Below are 22,834 nucleotides of genomic sequence, written 5' to 3' on the forward strand. Positions count from 1 at the left end.
CACTAGCGGGAGAGGCCGCGCCCCCGTTCGGGTGGCTGCCAAGTTGGCATGTTCGGGTGACGGGTTGGATGGTCTACCTTCTTAATCTGCGGGATCTCTCCAATACCGGGTAGCGGCGGCTTGGAGCGTTTACCTGCTTCACTAGCGTCTGTCCCGCTCGTGGAGGTTTGTTCTTGTTGCGTGCCCTGGTTCTCGCTTGCCTGGGCTTGGGCCGGGGTTTGGAATAGGGATTGACGTAGTTCGCTCATGTAATCGCGGTGACTATGGTTAGTGCGACTATCATTGTGCTCTGTTGGAGTGGTAAAGCCTTGGGGAGTGGCAAGCCAGGGGTTGTGCTGTCGGATACGCTCAATCTCCGCCTCTTCACCTACGCTGGCCCGCGCCACTGCCGGCTCGATGATCTGTTCAGGTGAAAGTGGCGGCTCCGGTGTGGTCGTGGGTGCTGGTAGCGTGTCTTGTTGCAAAGGCACCGGCTCGGCCTGCAACTGCGTAGTGGCTTGCAGATAGGGGGCTTCCATGCGCACCCTCTCATATACTGCTTGCGTATCGCGCAGCATTGCGGCCGCAGTGTTGGCCTGCCTGGCTTGCCGGTATAGGTCGGCCAATGCTTTTACTAGCTCCATTGTTGCCACTAGGGCAAGCGCGTAGGAGACTTCACTGTTCTTTGGAGTAACAGCGGTGCTGAGCAGCCTCGCTCCAAGGACAACCCACGGGCTTGTCCCACTCTTGTGTGCGGGCCGGTGTTTGAGTTGCCCGCTACGCCCCACTTGGCGCGCGCAGTAGTCCAGCGCGCCTCTCATCTCATCGCTTAAGTCTGGTTGCTGTGCGGCGGCTGCGAGTAGCCCAGCCACATCGTTAGTGGCGTTAGCAAGACCAAGCCGGTCAGTTGGATCAACGTTGCTCAGCTGGTCGCGGTAGATGTCCAGGCCGCGCTTGTATCCAAGCCATTCCTCCCTCGTGTATGAGCGGCGTCCGCCTGACAGGGGCATACCTTTCCATGCGTCTTGCCACGCGCCCACCGCGTCAGTGGCGGACTCGATAGTGTCTGGCCAACGATCACGCAGCGCCCGAAGCGTGAGGTCACGCGCGATGGAACCGCCCGCATACCATTGCGTCTTGACGCCCGGCTTAGTGTGTAGCGCAGCCGAGTAGCCCACCACCACGTCGGTGCGTCCTTTAGCAAAGCGTGGGCGTAACCTCACGCCCAGGCCACGGGCGCGGGCAATGAAGTCCACCTCGCTAGTCGCAGCCTTAGATGCTGCGCGCAAGCGTGACTCAAGCGCGGCCCGGTCGGTCACGTGCTTGCCCGCGCGCCGTGCAGCGTTGAGTGCTTGAGCGCTGTCACACTTGGAGCTGCGCGCGTGTTCGCGCGACTCAACAATGCGTAGCCCGTACTTGTGCTCAAGCGTGTTGCACGTGCGCTGGCTACGTGGTTGATCGTTCCACGAGTTCCACCTCGTGCCGTCCTCGCGAACAATGTTCGCGGCAATGTGAATGTGGTCCCCACCGTTCTTAGACGTGCCGTGATGGATTGCCACCCACCGGCACTCAGCCTTGCCTGACGCTGCGGTGAACTCCATCTCGTCCATGAAGTCCCGTGCAATTGCCGCCCACTTGTCCTCAGACAATGGACCCTCATCGGGGGACAGGGACAAAGAACAGTGCCACACGTGGTTTGGACCGTAATCAGCGACGCGTGTCTTACCCATTTCAGGATCAAACTTGCGGATAGGTCCGCTCACGAAGCGTTCGGTCTCGTGCATGAATGAGTCGAGATAGTTCGCTATCTCGCTTGCTTGAGCAAGCGACAGTTCTGACCAGTCGCCCCACCGGTTCATGATCGTCCTTGAGCCAGCCACTAGGTGCGGCTCGACATGTTCGTTCGCGCGCCCTGGGCCAACCAGGTAGCGCATGAGACCACCAGTGTCGCCACCATCAACAATGTTGGGCATCATCGGCGCACACTCGCAAGCAAATAGTTGATCTCATCAACGCTACGCTCAACCTGGCCGAGCACGTAATCAATATGTTGAGGCAACTCCCCTTTGACGTGAGCGTAGCGAGTGAGCTGGTTGAGGTTGTTAGCCAAGCCGGTCAGCTTGCGACGGTAATCACGCAAGTCGCCAATAACCTCGCCAAGATTGTCGGTATCAATTTCTTGTACCGAAGCTGGGTGCAACGCAGTGTGGACGAGAGTGCGAGACAAGGACCAGCCTTGATTGTTCGCCTTAGCTTCAAGCAACGCCCGCTCTTTACTTGTGAGGTGAACACGCAACGACGAACGCTGAACACCAGTGATCGATCTAGGCGCGCGCCGAACATTGCGCGGTGCAACGCGACGCCCACCCGGCTTGTCCGACTCGCTCATCACTCACAGTCTCCTCAGCGTAGCGACCCGAAGGGATCACACTCCTAGTGTGCACCAGGTAGAACCACGTGTCTACCTGCAAGCCTGATACTGGTACCAGTATCATATAGCTTGCTTCCCGGGCGACCGCGCACACTGTCGTGTGCGCTAGGACGCGAGGGAAACGCACCGTGTGCGTTTGATTGGCCTGGGGTGCAAGCTACATGAATGTGGCTTGACCGCTGTCCGCGATGAGCAGCGGAGCGAGTCGCGGAGCGCGCGCGAGTGCGACGGCGAGGGGCACGGTTGCGCCTAGCGTTGCGACGTTGAGGTGCGTGGCTACGCCTGTCGTTGCGATGGTGAAGCGCAGTGGCGCACCGCTTCGCTGTGAGACACGATCACTCTTGATAGCGGCCGCCTACGCGCGGGTGACCGCGTTGCGAGTTCGGTTCGGTTTGGTCTGGTGGTTGTGCGCATGTGTGCGCGCACAACCTACGTAACGGGCGAAGCCATTAACCCGTGGCTTTTTGTGAAGTGAAAGGAAAACTTTGAATGTCAAACCCATTCGACCCAGTGACCAAACTGTTAAACCAAGATGAGAACCGAGAGGACGCAGTGCGTAGCCTCGGTGCTGCGATGATCCAACTTGAAGCAGTCGTATCTTCATACAAGAACGCATACAAGGCGGCAATTGCTACGGGCTGGACCACACGCGACCTCAACGTAGCCGGATTCTTCGACGTAGCAAAACTACCCAAGGTCAAGAAGATCGACGCGCCCCCATCAAGCGCGCTCTTTAAGGACGAGTAGTAAGAACAAGGGGCGTGCTAACCCGTTTGGGTTAGCACGCCCCTGTTCTTATGCCACGTGTGACCACGGGTTGCGGCTGCGGCGTTCGATCGCGTATGTCGCCTGTTCCGCTAAATGCTCTCCTGCATCCCAGAGAGCATCGCTCACATCAGCGCCAAGGCAGTCTTGATAGTTGATCGTTCCCCACGAACCGCTAATCGTTGCCACGGCTTGGCAACGATGGTAAGAGATGTAAATGTTCGGCCCACCAAGAGCCACCGCTAAGCTGAACCCATTGAACTCTCCTTGCATGTTGAACGTAACCTCAATGTCCCAACAATCGTCAAGATATTCAGACAACTCCTCCAAGCAATCCGACTGAACCAAACTATCTAGTTTGGTTATGAACTCATCTACGCGCTCCTTTAATAGCGCCAAGTCCCTATCCATGATGACTCCCTCCAGGTGCTGTGTCGGTTGTGACTTTGTTTTTGCCGGCTGGCACGGAGTCAACAAGTCGCGGACAAGGTCTGCCCGTCACCATCGGCAAGTGGGCGCGGGTCATGGAATAAAAAACGAAGTGGTTTATGCCGTGAAAGCCCGCGCCCATTTGAACGCGCAGCGTTTGACGGGCAGACCGCGCGACGTAGACTCGAAAGCCAGCAGGAAAAACCCCGGAGACAAGAAGAGTGCGCGCTCACGCGCTCCACAATTGCCACCACCAGTGGCACAAAAGAAACAAGGCCACGCACCGCGTGGCCAAATCACGTTAAAAACGGCTAGGAAACTTCCTAGCCGTTTTTGCTTAGCGGTATATCTCGCGTCTGTGCCCGATGGAGATAGCCAAGATAGAAAGCTTATCGTCTTTGATTTCGGCGATGAGTCGATAGTCGCCGATGCGATAGCGCCATAAGCCAGCGAGATTGCCTGTTAAGGCTTTGCCGTGAATACGCGGGTTATCGGTTTCAACAAGAGTTTTGTTAATCCAGCCTCGAATTATCTTTTGCGTGTATCCATCGAGCTTGCGGAATTCTTTCTTGAATCGATCGGATAGCTCGACATCATACCTGCTCATTGTCAAGCTCCTCCCAGAACTCTTCTATGGGAGTTGTTTTATATCCGTCTCGTGCCCACTCGTTGAGTGCTTCTTGGGCTATCTGTACGTCGTATTCGTCCTCGATACGTTCGAACAGTGCTTGCTTGAATGCTTCACCTAAAGAAATCCCGTGCAAGTGCGAATAGCTTGTGGCTAGCTTGCGTTCTTTCTCGCTAAGCCTGATTGAAAAAGCCATGTTTACTGCCCCCTAACACCTTTTAGTACATAGTACTTCAATCTGTGTTGTTTGTTAATGGTTAGCCGGACAAAGCCAGTCCTGTTTTCTTGGAGCGATGAAATGCGATGAGGTGCGACGGGCGGTGGACCTTAACTAAGAGTAGATATAAACTGTTTACTAGTTGCTCTGGCCGTTGACGCTCCGCTTATAAGGATGACGCCGATGACCAGAGCTTTAGCTTATCTACTCCCTGCGCTAGCGGGCATAAGTTCAGGCATTAGCGAGGGTCTTAACTATTTATGAGGGTTTAAGGCTCTTGAGACGGTGGAGCGGCTAACGCCGAGTACCCTGGCAATTTCAGCGTTATTAGAGCCGTTTTCTTGCATGGCTCTAGCGGTCTTTAACCGTTCAGATGTCATGAGCGCGGGCCGGCCTCCAAGCCGTCCTTGGGAGCGCGCGGCAGCAAGACCCGCTCGGGTTCGTTCTCTAATAAGGTCGCGCTCGAACTGAGCAAAGGCTGCGGCCATGTGGAACACCAAACGTCCGCCCGGAGTAGTAGTGTCGATCGATTCGGTAAGAGAGCGAAACTCAATGCCACGCTTATCTAAGTCCGCAATAACTTCAACAAGGTGGGGCAGTGAGCGGCCTAAGCGGTCGAGTTTCCACACCACAAGCGTGTCACCCTCACGCAAATAGTCCATCGCCTTGTCTAACTGGGGGCGCATGGTTTTAGCTCCCGAAGCGTGGTCAGTGAAGATACGACTACACCCAGCCTTTGTGAGAGCGTCTAGTTGTCCGTCCAGATTCTGCTCCAGAGTAGACACGCGCGCATAACCAATAAGACTCATTACATCCCCCGTCCATAACCGTGACTCCTGCCCCTGCTTTGACGCTGTTGAGGCGCGGCGTGCCGAGTTGGGTGATCCAGCTTCTTAATCTGCGGGACCTCTCCAATGCCGGGCAAGGGTGGGCGAACGGTCGCCTTTGGGGTTGATATTTGCTCAAAGACTGGAATGAGCGAGTCGGGCACTACTTCGTAAGAGCCAAGGTCTGGGCCAGATAAGGCGCTCGCTTGGTTCCATTGGCGAGGTGTGACACGGTCGAACTGCAACGTGTAATTGGATAGTTGGGCAACGTGGTGCAGAAAGGCTTTGCCTGCTCGGCCATTACCTTCTCTAAAAGGGTGGGCTTGGTTAAGTAGGGCGTAAACGGTCGCGATCTGCGCGCTAAAGCCTGTTTTATCCAGCGTGTTCCACGCAGTTTGCGTGATTTTCCTATGCATGTCGTTTAAGTAACGGTCAATCATGGTTGGATCAGCAAACGACGAAAACCCCTTTACCATCCCCACTGTTCGATACTGACCCGCCCACTCGTAAATATCTTGAAAGATGTACCTATGGACGGCTCGTACATGCTGTGCGTCAAAGGTGTGCGCCACTAATGTCGGGCTGGTTCGCAGAGCTGCTATTCGTAGTGAAGAAACTTCGAATTCCGTCTGTTTAAGCTGCTCCACGCTTTGGCACCCAAGTAGGTTTCGCAAAACTCCCTGCTTGGTGGCAGAGTCATACGTCTCTGGATAGAAGTACGACTCCCAAGAGTCAAACGATGTGGGCATTTCACGCGTTGGCGGGTAGTGGAATTGCGCGCGCTAGATACTCGTCCGCACTTATTTCCCCGCGCATGTAGTCGGTTAGGTTCTTGACAACGCGCCGAGTTGGTTCATTGCCTTCATGCCAACCCAAGGCGAGTGTGTCTAGGACGATTTCTCGTTGTGACGGCTCAAGACCTTCGAATAGATCAGGCCAACGTTGCTCGATGTCGAAAGTGTCCATAATGTCTCCCCGTATTGTTTTAATTCTATCGCGTGCGCGTGCGGTCGATATGCTGGGTGGCTAGGGCGATGTATTCAGCGTCGCTGATTTGTCCAGATAAACACTGCTCGAGCAAATCTCTAATGTAGGCGTCAGTAACAGTGTGGCCAGCTAAAGCGAGCGCAGCGTCAGCAAATGCTATGGCCTCGCGTACTGCGGCTTGAGTTACTAATCGCGGTTGTACTGACACACTCATAATGCCTCCCCGTATTGTTTTAATTCTATCGCGGGCGCGTGCGTTACTCAATGGTTGGTGGTTCTGCACGGGTCGGGTTTTGGGCGCTAGTTTTGCACGTTTTGTTTGCTTGGTTTTACGCGGTTTCTTGTTTCGGTAGTTGTGGTGTGCATTATCGGTCGATAATGCACGCTCGTCTGGAGTGTAAGTCGTAGGGGCTAGATATTCCCCTAGAGGGGCGCGGCGACTTATGTTTCGGCGACTGGCTGCTCGATGAGCGAAGCGAATTCCTCCGGGTGACAGGGAAATCTCTTAGTTAGGCAAAGGCAAGGTGCTTTTCTTGATCTCGGCACTCGCTTAAATACATATTGATGATTGTTTGATACGGAACACCGGTACGTGCTGATTCTGCCTTGAAATAGTCCAGCGTTTCACCGTCAATATTGATTGTGATACGACGGCGAACCTTACCAACGTAAGGGTTTGGCTGGCTGTGTGAAAAGTCTACTTCAGCAGGCATATCTAGAACGTCTTTCACATCACTCATGACGATACCTCCAATACTGTTGAGACTCTGTTTTCGTTGATTTTCTCGCTGAAATAATTCTTATAGCTTCTCCACCGTAACGTTCACAATGGCACACCGTAAGAACACGAGCTTGAAGATCCATTCCGATTAGGAAAAAACGTTCCTCATCATCTGAGTGCTTAATATCAGGGGTCACGCGCGCATACGGATCTGAAAAGGCTTCTGCAGCAGCGTCAAAACTCACCCCGTGTTTGACGATATTCAACGCAGCTTTATGCTCGTCCCACTCAAAAAACACATACATATTATATACATATAACGTACACAAAAGGAAGAACTAGAAAGCATTCGAGACAAGATACGCCCCCATAGGGGTCTAGGGTGTTTGACCCCAAGGCTGAAACGAGGTGAAAATGGCCGGCGTTCAAGCTGGTTCGATAATGCACGCACTCATCGAGGTGCACCATAGTAGGCGCGGGCTAGGTCTCAGCCTCGCGAGATAGGCAGAGTCGTGTTCGCTCTCTCATGAGGTCGCGCTCTGACCAGTCTGGGTGGCATCACTCTTATGGTTGATCGCGTACAAGGAGGTGCCTGCGATTCCGACAATCAACAAGCCCAGAACCATAAAGCGTCCCAACGGCGTGTATGACGGCTTTGTATCGGATTCGCCCGTCACGTTTCTTTATCGTCAGATACTCAAGAACCTGCCAACGATCCCACAAACAGAAAGAAGAGAACCAGGACTGCGGGTATACCGACCAGCGTGGCAATTGCTTCCGTGCACTCGCCACGAGGGTCGTCGATTGCCATCGAGATAACACAGGCGATGAGGCTGGTCACGACCAGGGCCAAGATAATCCCGCCCCACCATGTGACTATCCAGAGCAAAGAATCTTCACTCGGAAGGACAGTCGGAGTCGTGTCCACGAGCGGGAGAAGCGCGCTCAGGGCGTACATAGCAGTGTTCATAATCAGTGTTTTCTTTCAACGGTGAGCTCTGATAGCTCAGTGATGTCTGCGTCAGTGATCGTGGTGCCACTAGTGAGCATGTAGGGGTTATCCCCGCATCGCGCGGGGATAGATACCCCCTATAGGGATGCGGCTACGGCTTTGCGGATGAAGTCAGATCGGTTCTTAGTCTGGTCGTCTATGGCCTTGACCATCGACTTAGGAAACTTCACCGCAACGGTGATTAGTTGCTCATCACTAATAGCAGCCGGGCCGTGGTGGATACGCTCTAAGTGACCCGTCCATGACTCTGATTCAAACTCTTTGCATAGCTCATCGATGTCTGCGTCAGTGATCGTGGTGCCGTTAGCTAGCTTGTATTCACTCATTATCTTCTCCTTAACGCCTTATCGATCTCGGTGCGGACTTTCTTAGTAGGTGGGGTCATTGCGTGGAAGATAAGCCAGTTGCCATCAGCAAGTAATGAGCCAACGAGTTCAACCTCTCTCCCCTCGGAAGTTAAACCGATACGCACTTCCAGTTCTCCAGGAACGCGCACAGCCCCAACTAGATAATTCTCCCAAGCTGACTGCACCTGCTCCGTGGTCAAACCATGCTTAAGAGCGTTCGGATGAACTACCACCACACCCCCCTAATAACACCCGTGATATTACCCATTATAATACCTGAAATAATACCGCGCTAGATAATATACGCCCCCAATGGGTCTTAGGGGGGTTAATTCCTATGTCTGAAAACGGGTGAAAAATGGGTGGCGTTTAAGCTGCTTCCTATCTGCGCATGGCCATGCTCGCGGTTTGGTGTGGTGTGCGCCTGGGGGTGGGGTGTTTGGTTGGATGGTCTAGTTTCTTGATTTGTGGGACTTCTCCGATGCCGGGTAGTGGTGGTTTTGAGCGTGTGGGTGTTGTTTCGTGTGCTTCTTCCGTTTGGGATTGTTCTTGTTGTTGTTGCTTGGTGTGGGTGCGCTGCAAAGTTTCTACTGTTTCTTCGCTGGGGGTTTGCGGGTTGAGCTGGTCGATGATCCAGTTCGAGTTTTGGATTACCCGTTCCCCGGTGGCGAGGATGGTTTTTTCGTCTGCGTCTGCCCACCCGGCGATGTATCCGGTGGAGTATTCGGCTGTGTCGAGGCCGAAGTATTTACTGACCAGGTAGGCGCATGATTCGGCTTCTACTTCTTTGATCCCCCTGTGCATGCTCCCGGTTTCGTCTGCCTGGCCCATGTGGAGTCGGGCGTGACTGATTTCGTGGATGAGGGTTTTGAACTGGTGGGCCTCGGGTGCGTCGGTGGCTACTGCGATGGTTTTCTCACCTTGCCCCTCGATCATCGGCCGCATTGTTACCCCGTATGCGCCACCAAGAGCTTGACGCGTGGTTTCTTCATAGGTGTATCCAAGGTCTGCCACTATCTGTTTAGCGCGTTGCCAGAGCTCTTCGGAACGCTGCCCGGTTACTTGGGGCAGGTCTTTACCTTTGATTGGTTCGCCGTCTGTTTGGTGGTAGCCAAACGTGGGGCGCACGGTAAACCCTGTGACGGCGGGCTTCCAGATAATGTCTTTCTTGTCGTACTTTTCTAGCTCGCTTTTGTCTATTGGCCGGTCCTCATCTTTGAGGAAGGGGAGCTTGTAGGTGACGGGTGCTAGGACGTGGTAGCTTTTTTCTCCTTTTTGGACGTGTCTACCTAGCTTTTTCCATGCGGTGTAGGAAGCAAATGAGGATTCCTTGCTTCCGCGCTGGTGTGCTTGGGTGTGGAGCCACACGAGGTTGCGGAAGGAGTACTGGGGCATTTTCGCCATGTAGTCCAGCATGTCTTTCCATGTTTGGGTGTCTTTGAACCGGGCAGCGGCTGCGGCGATTTCTTCGTGCGCTTTGGCGAGTTTGGCTTCGCGTTCTTCTTTGGCTTCTTCTTTGCTGCGGGTGGCCATGATTAGTTGCCTACCTTGCCACTTTGAGCTTCAAGAGCCTGGAGGCGTTGTGAGAGCTGTTCGATCTGGTCTTGCTGGGCTTCGACCTGCTCAATGAGAGTTTCTACGAGTTCTAGCGTGGTGTATTGGTTTTCCATTTGAATCTCCTGGTTAGTTGTTCGCGCGTTCTAGGTGCCTTACAGCGCGTTTATGGGGTATGTCTGCGCGCTGAGGTGCTAGTCATTGCATGTCTCGCGCCATCGAGTGGCGGTATGTGTCGCCGTTCGAGTATGTGATGAGGCACTCCTCCAGCCGGTCGAGGTGTCCGGATCGGTGGCGAGCGATGCCCAACGAAGAGAAGCATTTTCGGCAGGTGTGGCAGTAGCACTCGCGCTTCCGCTTTCTTGTCTTGCGTGTCTCGCATGGGGTCGCCCGGTCGAGTGTGCGGGTCATGGGTGTTCCCCTTGGTCAGTCGAGGTAGTTGGGGTAGGTCATCTGCTTGTAGATGTCTTTCGCGATGTCGAGCGTGATTGGGCTCCCGGTGGTGGCCACGGTTTCCCACTTGCCGGTTTCTGGGTCTTTAGCCCGGTCGTTTACGATCACGACCGCGCGCCCGTGGTGGGTTCCGTCATCGTTGAGGGTGAGTTTGACGGGGCCTGCTAGATTTCCAGCTCGTACTATGTAGCTCACTGTTGGACTCCTCAATGGTTGTTTGGTTGGTTAGATGCGGACGGCTTGCCAGTGCAAGCTGAGCCAGTAGGGGGTGTCGAGGGGTATTTGTTCGACGTGTCCGCCCACGTCGGGGGCGTGGATCATGAGTCGGTTGCCACCAGGGTCTTTGCCTGCGTAGATGCCGATGTGGTGGTAGTGGCCACTGCCCGGAGTGGAAAAGCCGATCAGGTCGCCTGGTTGTAGGGCTGATTGGTCTATGGGTGTGCCTGCGCCGGTGATGATGTCGTGGGCGGTTCGCGCGTTGAGGGGTTTGCCGAGGTCGGTGTAGACGCGCACGATGAGGCCCGAACAGTCCAGTCCATCCGCGCTGGTGCCTCCCCACTTGTAGGGGGTGCCAAGATATTTTTGGGCAGTGGCCACTACGGACGAGGCTGAAGCACTTTTTTGAGTGTATTTTTTGGCCAGCTGTTTGATTTTGGTTACGTAGTTTTGGGTTTCAGAGTATGGGGGTATGCCCCGGTATTGTTGGATTGCTCCTGGTCCCGCGTTGTATGCGGCTAGGGCAAGATCGACCACGTTTCCTGTTGCTTGCCCGCTCGCGACGTAGGCTTTCACGGTGTCTACTAGCTTGCACATGAACTGGCCTTGGCTGGCGATAGCATCGATAGGGTCGAACGGGTCGGCCACCCCGTCCCCGTTTGCGTCTATCCCGTGAGATTTCCATGTGGCGGGCATGAACTGAGCGATACCTTGTGCGCCGGCTGGGCTCACAGCTTTCGCGTCCCACCCGGATTCAGCCTCGATTTGTCCGGCGATGAGGCTCGGCGTGATTTCGGTGCAGATACTCCCCGCTTTCATCACGGCCTGCACATATTCGGGGGGCACTCCCTCTAGGCCCGCTCCTGCTCCTTCGGCTCCGCCTCCAGTCATCATCAGAGGCAAGAGCATGAGCGGGGCTGCGGCGATGAGTGTCGTTTTCACAGCCCGCGCCCTTGCTCGGTGGTTACACCGTGATCGAGGTTCCTAGTGTGGCTGGGGGTACTGACAGCGCTTGTGTGGCCGGTATTGTTTGCGCGGCCCGCCTGGTCTGGTTTGGTGTAAGGGGTGGCCAGGGCGATGATTTCGCGGATGCGCTGGGGGTTAAACCCAGATGAGCGACCCGTTTGGGTTTCTATGATCGGGGCTGATAGGAGGCCTTCGTTTTTGAACTGTTCTACCAGGTCGGGTCGCTTGCTTAAGTCAATGGCGTTGTAGGTGATTCCTGCCTTGTCCAACTTGCGTTGGGTCAGGGCACACCCTGGACAGTGCGGGGTGGTGTAAATAGTAATGTTTTCGCTCATACCTACTACGTAGGTTGTGCGCGCACAGAGTTAAGGCCCGCACCTTTTGGTGCGGGCCTTAACTATCCCTGGAAGGGGCCAGAGAGAGGTTGCGATTCGTCCCTTCGGTGCTCATTTGACCCAGAGCGTTCGCGACGTCATGAGTACGCCGATTGAGTCTTTTGGCTAATGAGGTTAGATCCAATTGGCTTGTACGCCGGGGGTGATTTCCTGAGTGCGCGGGACGTTAATCGTTGGCCCGTAGATGATGGTTTCTGTCCCGATATGACTGTTTTGTGCGGTATGAGCGAGGTTGAAGCGAGCACAACGTTCGCCTCCATATAGATCTTGCCAGATGATTTTTTCATCATCGTAGGTGAGAACCCAAGGGTATGGAGCGCTCAGAATTTTATCGGCGAGGGTTTTGTGGTCGTCAGCATTGAAGGCGTGGAGATAGAGCTTGTTCCCCTGGACGACGTATGGGGGGTCAGCGTAAACAAAGATGTTGTCCTCGTAGTGCTCGATACTGTCAAGGAAATCGAGCGCATCAAGCTCGGTCACGGTGATGTGGTCGGCTAATTCTTGGATGCGTTTGATGCGCGAGATGAGTCCTTGTTTGTTGTAGCGGGCATCGATGAGCCATCTGCCGGTCTGGTTGAGTCCACCGATGGGGCGTGCAGTGAGGATGCCAGATCGGTTGGTGCGATTGAGGAAGAAAGTGGCGAAGCCGAGGGCGAGATCGTCTCCATTGGGGCCCGCTTCAAAGATTGCGCGCTGTTCGTGCCATTGACTGATAGTGACCTTTGTTGTTTCGATGAGCTGGATGAATTCATCGGAGTGAGTAGTTACGGAACGCCAGAAGGCCGCGATGCCGGGGTGGACATCATTGATGTGGATGTGGGAGACGCATTCTTCGTCGAGGAGGCGTAAGGCTGCGCCAGCGCCTCCAGCGAAGGGTTCTGCGTACCGGGTGGGAACGGGGTCCTGGATAGCGAGAAGCTGGGCGAAAAAGGGTGCGAGGCGTACTTTTCCGCCGGGGTATCGCAGGGGTGATAGGTTCCTCATGCAGTTCCTTGTTTGTGCAGTTGGTTTTCGCTCATACCTACTGCGTAGGGTGTGCGCGCACAGTTAAGGCCCGCACCAAAAGGTGCGGGCCTTAACTATCCCTGGAGGGGATCTTGTGGGTTAGTTCTTGCGTCGCTTAGCTACGAGGGCACCTGCACCACCCGTGGCTAGTAGTGCGGCTACGCCTAGCGGTGCGAGGTTTGCGCCGGTCTTGGCCAGGGCCGACCCGCCACCGGAGTTGTCAGCGGCTGCGAGCTTAATGGTCTGATCCGTGTCATCAGCATCCGTGTGGGTGCCCACGAGCTGCCCGTTTGCGTCGTAGACGTATTCAAAGGCAACGAGTTCAGTGTTTGCCATGCCGGTAGTGTCCAGGTTGGCTACTACCTTCCCGCAGTCTTGCGGAGTGTTGGGCGTGAACTTCGCGGTCGCTTCATACTCTGTGCCGTCTACCATGACCATCTTGCCGGTGGTCTTGTTGTGAACCTTGAGCCTCAAGGTGTATTCAGTTCCGGGAACAAGTTTCTCGTTCGCGTCACACACCTTGTCAACCAGCTTCGTGTCCTTGCCAGGCTTCAAGGTTTTTTCACCGTTTTCGCCGGTGAACGTGGTCTTGAGCTTCGGGCCATCAGCTGTGATAGTGAACTGCTCGGTCATATCCTCTACAGAAGTAGCCAATGGGGTTACGCGGTCATCACCGGCGAAAGTAGAGATGAATACGTAGGTGCCGGCTACTAGCTTGCCGTCTGCACCCTTCTTAGCGATCCACGACGTGTCACCAACGCTGGGGTAGACACCGTTCTTGGCTGGAATGGTGACGGTTTGACCAATCTTTTCAGCCTTGTCGCGGTTCGCTTCGGTTACTTTAAGGCCAGCGGGGAAAAACAAGACCTCGTGAGAGATGAGTTTTTCGTCTGCCTTGAATCCGGCTGCGCCTTCAAAGTTGGGGTGATCGGAGGGCATTCCGGTGACGAACACGTCATCTACTAGGTAGGTGCCCGCCTTGGTGTCACGCACACTCAACTTCGAATCAATCTGAGCTGGGTGTCTTACTGACGTGGTTTCGTCTGCCATGCCATAGTCGTCAACAAAGTCGGCCTTAATGTACTGAGACCAAGCAGCGTCCTGGTCATCGGCTTTTACTTCCCACACCCACGTGTAGAAACCGTCCTTGGGTGCGGCCCCTGCGCTAGCGGTAAGCACCGTTTCAGGCCCGTTGGCTTTGACGATGACGGACTTGATGAGTTCTGCGCCTTCTGGCACGGTATCGCTCTGTTCTGCTGGAGCGAGGGGGTCGATGTAGTAGAGGCTTGCGCGGTAGTTCACGGGCACATTGGTGCCATCAATGTTGAGCCACTTACCGTCCCCGTAGTTCGGGTCAGCGTTCGGGGTGAACGTGTCAGTCAGCTCAGCGCCACTGTCAATGACCTTAGCGGTATCCACATTTGAGAGGCCTTGGGGGCGGAAATCGAAGATAACATCCCACGTCGGAGACTGAACGGTCTTAGACGTAACTTTCCTAACATCGTAAATCACGTCCTGCCTGCCACCACCAGGCGACGCGTAACCGAGAACAGGGGCAGTAACATTCTTGTATTCCGTCGTAGCAAAGACTTTGCCGTTGGCGGTTGAGTGCCACTTGATGCCCATAATGGGGGTAGATGCAGTGGTGCCAGTGTAAGTATTAGTACCCGTTTCGTCGAACACCGCTGGACCATTTAGCGTAATGGTGTAGGGGTATCCCGCAATAAAACTACCGTTAGCATTCTTTAAGCCCAACTTACCTAGCGTGCCGTACATGTGGTTGGTGGTTTCTGGTTCACCTGCTTGCCATCCGGCGACACCGGCCGCTTTGGCTTCTGCGACCATTTGGCGTGCCCGGTTTTGAATGTTAGCCGGCGTGAGTTGGAGTAGCTCATTGACATTCGCCTGAGCGCGACCCGAGTTCTCAAAGTTCACGTGTGCAAGAAAACCTGTAGCGGCCGCGTCTACGTCAGTATTCGAAAACTCAAGCGAGGTTGGCGTGTACCACTTCATGATGTACGCCATCTGAGCAATATCAACACTCAGATCAGCCGGACGGCTAAGGCCAGGCTGACTCGTCAGCTCTCCGGGGGTGACGGCAACTGCCGCCGAGGGATTGACCGCGTCAGCCTGAATACACAGACCTGGGGTGGGCTGGCCTTGGTAGGGAATCCACGTTCCCAGCCAGCCAACACTTCCTCCAATAGGCACGCCTCGCACCCAAGAGCCCGCCGCGTGAGCCGGCAAGGCACTCAGAGAGCCGACAAAGATAAGAGCAAGCGCTGTCAAAGCGAGAGCTAGCCGGTAGGCCAGCCCGCCCTTAGTGGCGCAAGGCGCGCCTTGAGCGTGCGTGGTTATAGGAATACTCATCACTACTCCACTTTCATATAGGTTTGATGATCGATCACGAAACCCATTCAGGGGCTTCACCTACTTACGTAGAGTGTGCGCGCACAGAGTAAGGGGGACACTTCACGGTGAAGTGTCCCCCTTATATATGACTCATCGGATTCGCAGGTTGCTAGTCACATCCAGCGATACATCCGCCCGCGTCGGTAACTGTTCCATTCTCGTCTGGTACGACTTGATGGTGTGCCCATCCGTCTGCGTCATAGCTATATTCGGGGAAGTTTGGGTTATAGCAGTATGGTCCGCCGCCGCACACGTCACCACTACCACCGTTGTAGCCACCGCCACCATTGCCGCCTGCGTTCGAGTTGCTGTAGTTACTGGTGCTGTAGCCACCACCGTTGCTTTCGTTGTATCCGCCCGTGCTTTGAGCCTGTTGGGTTTGCGCGTAGGCTGTGGCCGCGTCGTTTACCGCTGTGGTGGCATCGCTTAGGGTTTTGGCTACTGTGCCTGCTTGGTCTGCGCGGGTAAACACGGCCTCAATATCGGCCACGGTCTCCAGCGTTTCAGGCTCGGCTTGGTCGAGTGCTTGAGCGTCTTTCAGGGCAGTATCAAGCTGGTCGGTTAAAGCCTGGTCTACACCGTTGCGATTAGCCATGCCAGCGGCTTCGATTGCCTCATTCAGGGTTTTTATCCCCTGGTCAAAAGTGGTTGTAGCCGCGTCCGCGACGTGTTCGCGAACGCCAGCAAATGAAGCAGTGAGCTTATCAAGCACGCTTTGAGCCTCCCCTTGGGCGTCCTTGACCGTGCGCGTAGCTTCTTTGGCTTGTTCACGTCCTAGCGCGGAAGCATCCTGGGCCTCAACGCTTGAAAGTGCGTCTGCTTCTTCTACCGCCACGGCTAGAGCCGTGGTGTCAGTGTCTAAAGCACGCTGAGCCACTAGATCAATAAGCGCTTTGGCTTGCGTCTTAGTCTGGTCAAGTTCGGTCAAGGTCTGCTGATAGGTGGCCTGGGTCGCCTGGTATTCCTCGCGCGCGCTCAACGTATCAGTGTGGGTTTTCCATACCACCCCAACCACAACCAGCACGGCGATGAGTGCTACGGCGATGGTGGCAATAATGGGCGGGCGCTTATACCACGGTGGTGTCACCGTAGAGACTGGCTCGCTCATCGCAGTATCAGTTGTTTCTTGTAATGGGGTGTGGGGCGCTTCGTTGGTGCTCATGGTGTTTTCCTTGACCTGTGTTGATGTCGAGTCTAGTTGATGGGGCCGCGCGGTCCGACGGGTAGGGTGCCGATTTGGCGTGGTGGGACAGGCGCGTGTAGTCGCGCTCGGGCTTGCGTGTTGTAGGCGATGAGGGCTTGTTCTACCCATTTGCTCCACGTAGTCGGCCCATTATTGGCAAGGCTGGCGATGAATAGACCACGGGCTTCGTCTGCCACTTTTTCATCTACCCGAACAGTGATCTTTTGGATACCACTGGAGTGGGTCTTGGGTGTGGGTGTTTGTGCCCGTGGTTTGGCCTCGGTCTGGGTCTGGGTGATGACGCTGTGGCCTGCTAGGGCGCTTCGTCTAGGTTGTGGTTTAGTCATGAGTGTGTCCTTCGTCGAGTTTTCGCATGTGTTTGCGTAGTCGGTCTATGGCGTGCGCGGTTTCGGATAGGCGGGTGTGGAGTTGGAGCATTTGCTCAAAGTCTTTGCCTTCTAGCACGTGTTGGACTTTCTCTACCCACGTGTAAGGGCCTGCTGTTAGGTGTTCTGGTTCGATCCAGTATTGGAGGTAGTGAGTTACGTTTACCGTGTCGTTGTACAGCAACTTCAGATAGATGTCTTTTTCTTCACTGCTCGCCTGCCTGTAGGTGGCTAAGAGTTGTTTGTTACTGATTTTGCTCATTGTTTGCCTGCCTGGTGGTTGTGGATTGCGTGGAGGTATTGGGTGTAGATGTCGGCTAGTTGTGCTGCTTCTTGTGTGGGCCATTGTTCTAGTGGCTGACTGGCTTCCACGCTGTCTGCGATTGCTACCCGTTTGGGGATGGGTGGGTTAAAGATTGTTAGTCCGCGTTGTTCTACTTCATGGGTTAGCTCGCTTATCCAGTGCCCGCCGCTGGTGGTGCGGGCTTCGTGCTGGTTGATGATGATTCCCCCGATTGTGAGTGTGGGGTTGTAGTAGGTGCGGATCTGGTCAATAGAGCTCAGCAGTCGGGCTAGGCCGTTAGCGCTCCAGAGTTTGGAGTGTGTGACGATCAGGGTGATGTCGGTGGCGGTCAGGCCGTTGATTGTGAGCTGGTCGAGTGATGGTGGGCAGTCGATAAGACACACGTCATAGTTGCTCGCGATAGGACTTAAGGCGGCGCGTAGCCTGCTTTCGCGTCCAGCTCCTGCTACTACTAGTTCGTCTCTTACTACTGGTAGGGCCTCACCCGTGGTGGGTACGAGGTCTACTCCGTCCCATAGGCCAGGTACGGTGACTTCGCTTATCGGTAGCTTGGTTCGGTTTGAGAGCACGTCAGCCAACCCCGCAGTGTCCTCGTCTACTGGGTGTTTTGCGAGGCTACTGGTGATGTTGCCTTGCGGATCAAGGTCTACGACGATCACGCGCAATCCCTCAAGAACCGCGGCGCGGGCTAGGTGATAGGTGGTAGTTGATTTACCAACTCCACCTTTTTGATTACACAGTGAAATGGTGAGCATCATTGTCTCCTCATGGGATTAGACGTCTACGGTTGCCAGCATTGCCGTCATTGCTGGCAGTGCTGGCGGTTAGAACAGGTAGTCGTTGAACATGGTTGGTAGTAGGTCGAGAGCCTGGCGTTGTAGGCGCACTGAAACATTCATGTAAAGCGCGGTTGTTTGCAGGTTTTCGTGACGCATAAGGGTTTGTACTACCCGCGCGTCTACTCCTGCTTCGAGTAGGGCTGTGGCGAAATAGTGGCGTAGCTGATGGGAAGTCATTTTGATACCCGCTCGCGCAAAAGCGTCAGAAATACTTGAACCAACTGCCCGACGTTCTACATGCGTGTGAGGGCATGTAGAAGAAGGAAACCACCAACCGCGTAGAGGGTAGTGTTCAGCCTCGCGCAAGATGATGGGATGCACCGGAAGAACAGCGGTTTTATTGCCTTTCCCAACCACGGTTATCATTCCCGTTGCGTGATCGATGTCTTGTCCGCGTATTTTCGCTATTTCGTGGACTCGCAGCCCAGCAAAAGCAGCAAGCATGATGCGGGTGCGCGTAGCAGGACGCAGAGGCGAGGTGAGAACAGCTCGCAACTGTTCATCTGTGATAGGCCGCGGTCGATACTTAGGACGTTTAGGCGCTGCAACGCGGGACATAGGATTGTCCTGACGGCGATCACTGATAACCAGCCAATGATAGAAGGCTCGCAAATGCACGTAATACGTGTGGCGTGTGATCGCAGACGGTAACGAGGCAAGCCATAAAGTAATGTCCTCGAAATTGGCTACCTGAGCGTTCACCCCCGTTTGCTGAGTGAATTGGTCTACGACACGTAATCGTTCATCAATCGTCCTGACTGACAAAGAGCGTGCGGACATCTCTACAGTCCATAGGCGGGCGAGTTGTTCAAAGGGAATAACAGTTTTGAGCATGACTAAAGTTTCAGCCAATACCACTGACAAATATGCCCAATTGTTGAAAAAACGACCGTTGCTGGCAGTGCCGTCACTGCCGTCATTGCCAACAACGCCATAGTTGCCAGCCTTGCCGTAATTGTCGGCAATACGAGTAAAAAGAAAAACGAAGGGCAAAGCTAGTGCGGATACGATGCCGAGAATGATGGGAACCCTCTGCCCGACGCGTAATGAATAGGTCGTGGGTTCGATTCCCACAGGTGGCTCCACTTAGACGTCGGATTTGATAAGTACCCTTTTGCGTTAGCGAGTATCGCTTAGGGGGGGTGTGAAAAATCGCCTGCGTTAGCGGATACAGATTCTTCTACTTTGCCAGTGTTCAATGAGCCATCGGTCGTGGCTCGCGATGATCAATGTGCCCGTCCATTTTGTTAATGCTTCCTCAAGGGCTTCCATGGAGGCTAGATCGAGGTAGTTAGTTGGTTCGTCGATGATGAGGATGGCAGGGGTCGAGGCAATAGCTACTGCGATTTGGGCTCGGCGTTGGTTACCTGCCGATAATTTTGGGATGGACGTGGACCACATTGACGGGGGTAAGATACCTTTCCCAGCTTCACCTATTCCTTTAAGCCAGGCATCGGTGTTGAATCCTGGGTCGTTTTCTTTGGGTAGTCGCTGGGGAACCAGGCTGACTGGTTTGCCGCGCGTGATCGTCCCGCTTGTCTCGGCCTTGGCAGGTGGTTGTGCGGTGTAAATCCAGTTCAATAACGTACTTTTCCCAGATCCGTTTGGGCCGGTGACAAGCAAGTGCTCGCCGTAAGCGAGATCGAAACTGACAGCTGCAAGCCGTTGCTTTACCGTTGCTTGCCTGGTGGATAGCGCGATCCCTGCGCGATCTGATGGTTGTTCAAACTGGAACGACAAGTCATAGTTGCGAGGTTTGCGCACCTCTTGGCTGCTTAGAACCTGCAATCGCTTGTCGTCGTTACGCATCCGGCGTTCAGCCGTCGCGGCTGCACGGTCTGCAAAAAACTTCTTTGCTTTCCCCTCAGCTTTGGCTAACCGTACGCCGCCAGAGGCAATCTTTCTGGCTTCCTGCTTGTGTTTTCGTAACTTACGTTTTTCGGCTTGTTGAAGTGCATGTATATCGGCGTATTTGCGTTGGGCTTCTGATTTCTCGGATAAATAGTTGGAATAGTTTCCCGCGCACCGATAAAGGCCTTTTACCTCGCCGTTTCCTTCAGCTTTAGCCAGCGCATCCCACACCTGAGTGTCCATGTCGTAAATAACCGTTGCGGTGTCTTCGATGAAAGCCCGATCATGGCTGCTCATCAGCACCGGGCCGTTCCAGCTACTGATTGTTTTTGCGAGGAAGCCGATTGCTTCGCCGTCGAGATGGTTGGTGGGCTCATCTAAAATTAACGCTTTAGGTTTCATGATGAGAGTGGCTGCCAGTTCAAGGCGAGCGAGTTGGCCAGGAGACAGTGTGCCCAGACTACGCATTGACCCCATGAATAGCCCTAGACCGATTCCGTCCATAACCTCAGCGACCCGAGCATCTAGCGTCCAAATGTCGAGGCTTGCCATTTGGGCAAGCAATCGGTCATATTCCCGGCTCACCTCACCAGGAGCAAAATCGCTCTCCAGTCGGGTAGAGGCAGCATAAAACTGGGTAGCAATAGTTCGCAGCGAACTAAGTGCAGAATCGAGATAGTCTTCGACCGTTCCGTTGGATTCTTCAATAATCGGAACGCGGAAAAGCTCGGGCTCCACGCCGTCGAATTTGATGGTTCCTGTCTCCGGTATCAAGATACCTGACGCTATCCGGAGCAGCGTAGTTTTACCGCACCCGTTGGGGCCGATCAGGCAGGCGCGTTCGCCGTCACCGACATGCAAACTGATGTGATCTAACAGCGGTACAGATGAGTAAGAAAAAGAAATATTATCGAGGTTGATTGCAGACATAATGATCTCCAGGACGCGACGGTAGATGGGTAGCGTCTCAGCTGGGCTGAGTAGAGATCACAAAGTCATCGGAACATAACCCCTCGATGCTAAAAACACGACTGGCGTCAAGCACGCCGCTTTCATTGATTCTAACTGACTCGTTGTTTGGTAGCCACAGAACCGCAGTTACGCCGCTCTTTTCTCCAGCCCTAATCAAATAGCTGAAATATCCAGCGCTCGGATAATTCCAATTGCACGTTGAAAAATTGATATAAACCACCTGATCTGTCGTCTCTCAAAACACCGTGGCTCGTAAACTACAATTATTGGTAAATGCGCTGCGATTCGGTTGCTGACCAGCTACTGCAAATCGCCTAGTGGTCGATCTCATCACTCGTGCGGAAGGGAGCGTCATGGCCACAGAAGACAATAGTCGAACTGACGAGCCCAATAGACAGATGTTGATCTACCAGAGCCCAGAGAACACTGTACGTATCGAGGTTCGACTTGAGGGTGAGACGGTTTGGCTTACGCAGCAGCAGATGGCGGAGCTTTTTCAAAGTTCAAGGTCTAACATTGTCGAGCACATTGGAAACATCTACGCTGAGGGTGAACTTGATGGGGAGGCAACCTGTCGGGATTTCCGACAGGTTCGCCGTGAGGGTAGCCGCAACGTGGCGAGGACGCTGCCTCACTACAACCTAGACATGATTATTTCCCTGGGATATCGGGTTAAATCCAAGACTGCTACGCAATTTAGACGTTGGGCAACCGAGAGACTGAAAGAGTACCTCATCAAGGGCTTCACCCTAGATGATGAGCGACTTAAGAACCTTGGTGGTGGATCGTATTGGTACGAGCTTCTCGAGCGGATCCGCGATATCCGTTCGTCGGAGAAAGTGATGTACCGACAAGTGCTGGATCTATACGCAACTAGTGTTGACTATGACCCGAAGAGCGCGGAATCGGTCGCTTTTTTTAAGATGGTTCAGAACAAGTTGCATTACGCTACCCACGGACACACAGCGGCGGAAATCATTTATAGCCGAGCCGATGCTTCCAAACCTTTCATGGGCTTAACGACTTTCAAGGGCAATCAGCCTACTCTTGCAGAGACCAAGGTGGCCAAGAACTATTTGACGGAAGACGAATTAAAGGTGCTAAATCGTCTAGTTTCTGGTTACTTCGATTTTGCTGAAGTGCAGGCTATGAATCACCATCCGATGTACATGAGCGACTACGTCGAGCATCTTGACAATATCCTGGCAGCAACTGGGCAACAGCAGCTTCAAGGGGCAGGAAAAGTCAGCCACCAGAAAGCGATTGACAAGGCAACTGCTGAGTACCGTAAATATCAGGTACAGACACCTTCACAGGTCGAGAAGGACTATCTGGAAACCATTAAAGGGCTTGAATCAAGAGCCAAAAAGGCCGATCATGACATTCCTGATTCCGACGGATAAGCCGAATTCAAGAAGACGTGAAGACAGATAACTCGTTGACATTGTACGAACCCCCTAGTGTCGAACTAGCTGACGGAAGGCAAGAATCGCCCCCGCTAGCCAAAACGTGCTTCGGAATCCGAAAGAAGAAAATTACCCGTGATGGGGTAATGAGGCCCACAAAACTTGCCGAATTGATCTTGAAAACAAAAACCTCCTACTCAGCGGAAGGTTCTCGTTCTCACGTAACAGTTATCAAATCCGACGTCTTTGTCTCGACAAAGCCCGGAATATCAACGAAAACCTCGTTGGTATTCCGGGCTTTTTCGTTGCAACTGGACACGTGGCCGCCGAATGGCGGCCCGGGTGGGGGCTTGGAGGTCGCTCCGTTCATGTGCGGCCTGTTCCGGTGGCGAGACCGGGGCGGCCTCCTTACTCGGAGGTTTACATGTCTGCTCGACGCTTCTATGATGAACGATTGATATATAACATTTGTGGGTTAAACGACAAAATGTGTGTGTGAATCTCTCGATTTATGGGCCCTGAACTGGGTTAACGATGAAAATATATGCT

At 54.0% G+C, this 22,834-nt stretch carries 28 protein-coding genes; 2 read left to right on the forward strand and 26 right to left on the reverse strand.

Annotation, left to right across the window (positions count from 1 at the left end; all coding sequences use genetic code 11):
• Positions 1-2 precede the first annotated feature (2 nt).
• Complete coding sequence (locus QP109_RS07470; RefSeq protein ID WP_285024182.1) at positions 3-1,955, reverse strand: relaxase/mobilization nuclease domain-containing protein; 1,953 nt, start codon at positions 1,953-1,955, stop codon at positions 3-5.
• Positions 1,952-2,368: a plasmid mobilization protein gene (locus QP109_RS07475; protein ID WP_285024183.1), complete on the reverse strand. Its 417-nt coding sequence runs from the start codon at positions 2,366-2,368 to the stop codon at positions 1,952-1,954. The genes QP109_RS07470 and QP109_RS07475 overlap by 4 nt, the downstream gene beginning before the upstream one ends.
• 531 nt (positions 2,369-2,899) lie before the next feature.
• Here QP109_RS07475 and QP109_RS07480 point away from each other — a divergent pair.
• Positions 2,900-3,157 carry a hypothetical protein gene (locus QP109_RS07480; RefSeq protein ID WP_285024184.1) on the forward strand — a complete coding sequence of 86 codons (258 nt, stop codon included), beginning with the start codon at positions 2,900-2,902 and terminating at the stop codon, positions 3,155-3,157.
• 48 nt (positions 3,158-3,205) lie between these two features.
• On the opposite strand, the gene QP109_RS07485 is transcribed toward QP109_RS07480, so the two are convergent.
• The 24 genes from QP109_RS07485 to QP109_RS07595 form a co-directional block, all read right to left on the reverse strand.
• Positions 3,206-3,586, reverse strand: coding sequence for a hypothetical protein (locus QP109_RS07485; protein ID WP_285024185.1), 381 nt, complete (start codon positions 3,584-3,586; stop codon positions 3,206-3,208).
• A 355-nt stretch (positions 3,587-3,941) separates the two neighbouring features.
• Positions 3,942-4,211 (reverse strand): type II toxin-antitoxin system RelE family toxin, encoded by a 270-nt coding sequence (locus tag QP109_RS07490; protein ID WP_195224626.1) that lies wholly within the window; start codon positions 4,209-4,211, stop codon positions 3,942-3,944.
• The gene (gene relB, locus QP109_RS07495; RefSeq protein ID WP_195224627.1) at positions 4,198-4,428 is read right to left on the reverse strand and encodes a type II toxin-antitoxin system RelB family antitoxin; all 231 of its coding nucleotides are present in this window, start codon (positions 4,426-4,428) and stop codon (positions 4,198-4,200) included. The genes QP109_RS07490 and relB overlap by 14 nt, the downstream gene beginning before the upstream one ends.
• 275 nt (positions 4,429-4,703) lie before the next feature.
• A complete protein-coding gene (locus QP109_RS07500) occupies positions 4,704-5,258 on the reverse strand; it encodes a recombinase family protein (RefSeq protein WP_285024186.1) in 555 nt (184 codons plus the stop codon).
• Positions 5,258-6,025 carry a Fic/DOC family protein gene (locus QP109_RS09350; RefSeq protein ID WP_350224219.1) on the reverse strand — a complete coding sequence of 256 codons (768 nt, stop codon included), beginning with the start codon at positions 6,023-6,025 and terminating at the stop codon, positions 5,258-5,260. Before QP109_RS09350 ends, QP109_RS07500 begins: the two co-directional genes overlap by 1 nt.
• Before the next feature lies 1 nt (position 6,026).
• Positions 6,027-6,242: an antitoxin VbhA family protein gene (locus QP109_RS07505; protein ID WP_285024187.1), complete on the reverse strand. Its 216-nt coding sequence runs from the start codon at positions 6,240-6,242 to the stop codon at positions 6,027-6,029.
• A 530-nt stretch (positions 6,243-6,772) separates the two neighbouring features.
• A complete protein-coding gene (locus tag QP109_RS07510) occupies positions 6,773-7,003 on the reverse strand; it encodes a BrnA antitoxin family protein (protein WP_229038061.1) in 231 nt (76 codons plus the stop codon).
• Positions 6,996-7,283 (reverse strand): BrnT family toxin, encoded by a 288-nt coding sequence (locus tag QP109_RS07515; protein WP_285024188.1) that lies wholly within the window; start codon positions 7,281-7,283, stop codon positions 6,996-6,998. Before QP109_RS07515 ends, QP109_RS07510 begins: the two co-directional genes overlap by 8 nt.
• A gap of 225 nt (positions 7,284-7,508) precedes the next feature.
• A complete protein-coding gene (locus QP109_RS07520; RefSeq protein WP_285024189.1) occupies positions 7,509-7,661 on the reverse strand; it encodes a hypothetical protein in 153 nt (50 codons plus the stop codon).
• 20 nt (positions 7,662-7,681) lie between these two features.
• Positions 7,682-7,954: a hypothetical protein gene (locus QP109_RS07525; protein ID WP_285024190.1), complete on the reverse strand. Its 273-nt coding sequence runs from the start codon at positions 7,952-7,954 to the stop codon at positions 7,682-7,684.
• A 119-nt stretch (positions 7,955-8,073) separates the two neighbouring features.
• Positions 8,074-8,322: a ribbon-helix-helix domain-containing protein gene (locus tag QP109_RS07530; protein WP_285024191.1), complete on the reverse strand. Its 249-nt coding sequence runs from the start codon at positions 8,320-8,322 to the stop codon at positions 8,074-8,076.
• A 402-nt stretch (positions 8,323-8,724) separates the two neighbouring features.
• A complete protein-coding gene (locus QP109_RS07535; RefSeq protein WP_285024193.1) occupies positions 8,725-9,876 on the reverse strand; it encodes an ArdC family protein in 1,152 nt (383 codons plus the stop codon).
• A 2-nt stretch (positions 9,877-9,878) separates the two neighbouring features.
• Positions 9,879-10,013, reverse strand: a complete 135-nt coding sequence (locus QP109_RS07540) for a hypothetical protein (RefSeq protein WP_285024194.1) — start codon at positions 10,011-10,013, stop codon at positions 9,879-9,881.
• A gap of 310 nt (positions 10,014-10,323) precedes the next feature.
• The gene (locus QP109_RS07545) at positions 10,324-10,545 is read right to left on the reverse strand and encodes a hypothetical protein (protein WP_285024195.1); all 222 of its coding nucleotides are present in this window, start codon (positions 10,543-10,545) and stop codon (positions 10,324-10,326) included.
• Positions 10,546-10,575: 30 nt separating this feature from the next.
• Positions 10,576-11,508, reverse strand: coding sequence for a C40 family peptidase (locus QP109_RS07550; RefSeq protein ID WP_285024196.1), 933 nt, complete (start codon positions 11,506-11,508; stop codon positions 10,576-10,578).
• On the reverse strand, positions 11,505-11,867 hold the full coding sequence (locus QP109_RS07555) for a glutaredoxin family protein (protein ID WP_006680464.1): 363 nt from the start codon (positions 11,865-11,867) through the stop codon (positions 11,505-11,507). The genes QP109_RS07550 and QP109_RS07555 overlap by 4 nt, the downstream gene beginning before the upstream one ends.
• Before the next feature lie 174 nt (positions 11,868-12,041).
• Positions 12,042-12,911 carry a DNA adenine methylase gene (locus QP109_RS07560; RefSeq protein ID WP_285024197.1) on the reverse strand — a complete coding sequence of 290 codons (870 nt, stop codon included), beginning with the start codon at positions 12,909-12,911 and terminating at the stop codon, positions 12,042-12,044.
• 120 nt (positions 12,912-13,031) lie between these two features.
• Positions 13,032-15,302 (reverse strand): VaFE repeat-containing surface-anchored protein, encoded by a 2,271-nt coding sequence (locus QP109_RS07565; protein WP_285024198.1) that lies wholly within the window; start codon positions 15,300-15,302, stop codon positions 13,032-13,034.
• Positions 15,303-15,453: 151 nt separating this feature from the next.
• Positions 15,454-16,506: a hypothetical protein gene (locus QP109_RS07570; RefSeq protein WP_285024199.1), complete on the reverse strand. Its 1,053-nt coding sequence runs from the start codon at positions 16,504-16,506 to the stop codon at positions 15,454-15,456.
• A gap of 32 nt (positions 16,507-16,538) precedes the next feature.
• Entirely contained in the window at positions 16,539-16,874 is a 336-nt protein-coding gene (locus QP109_RS07575) for a hypothetical protein (RefSeq protein WP_006680459.1), read from the reverse strand.
• Positions 16,867-17,175 carry a hypothetical protein gene (locus tag QP109_RS07580; RefSeq protein ID WP_285024200.1) on the reverse strand — a complete coding sequence of 103 codons (309 nt, stop codon included), beginning with the start codon at positions 17,173-17,175 and terminating at the stop codon, positions 16,867-16,869. The genes QP109_RS07575 and QP109_RS07580 overlap by 8 nt, the downstream gene beginning before the upstream one ends.
• Positions 17,172-17,975 carry a ParA family protein gene (locus QP109_RS07585; RefSeq protein ID WP_285024201.1) on the reverse strand — a complete coding sequence of 268 codons (804 nt, stop codon included), beginning with the start codon at positions 17,973-17,975 and terminating at the stop codon, positions 17,172-17,174. Before QP109_RS07585 ends, QP109_RS07580 begins: the two co-directional genes overlap by 4 nt.
• Before the next feature lie 66 nt (positions 17,976-18,041).
• Positions 18,042-19,130, reverse strand: a complete 1,089-nt coding sequence (locus tag QP109_RS07590) for a tyrosine-type recombinase/integrase (protein ID WP_285024202.1) — start codon at positions 19,128-19,130, stop codon at positions 18,042-18,044.
• Between the two features lie 87 nt (positions 19,131-19,217).
• Positions 19,218-20,837: an ABC-F family ATP-binding cassette domain-containing protein gene (locus QP109_RS07595; protein ID WP_285024203.1), complete on the reverse strand. Its 1,620-nt coding sequence runs from the start codon at positions 20,835-20,837 to the stop codon at positions 19,218-19,220.
• 395 nt (positions 20,838-21,232) lie between these two features.
• Between QP109_RS07595 and QP109_RS07600 the strand changes: the two genes are divergently transcribed.
• Positions 21,233-22,282, forward strand: a complete 1,050-nt coding sequence (locus QP109_RS07600; RefSeq protein ID WP_277032772.1) for a virulence RhuM family protein — start codon at positions 21,233-21,235, stop codon at positions 22,280-22,282.
• The last annotated feature ends 552 nt before the right edge of the window (positions 22,283-22,834 follow it).

The sequence above is a fragment of the Pauljensenia sp. UMB9872 genome (assembly GCF_030212665.1).
GTDB classification, from domain to species: domain Bacteria; phylum Actinomycetota; class Actinomycetes; order Actinomycetales; family Actinomycetaceae; genus Pauljensenia; species Pauljensenia turicensis_B.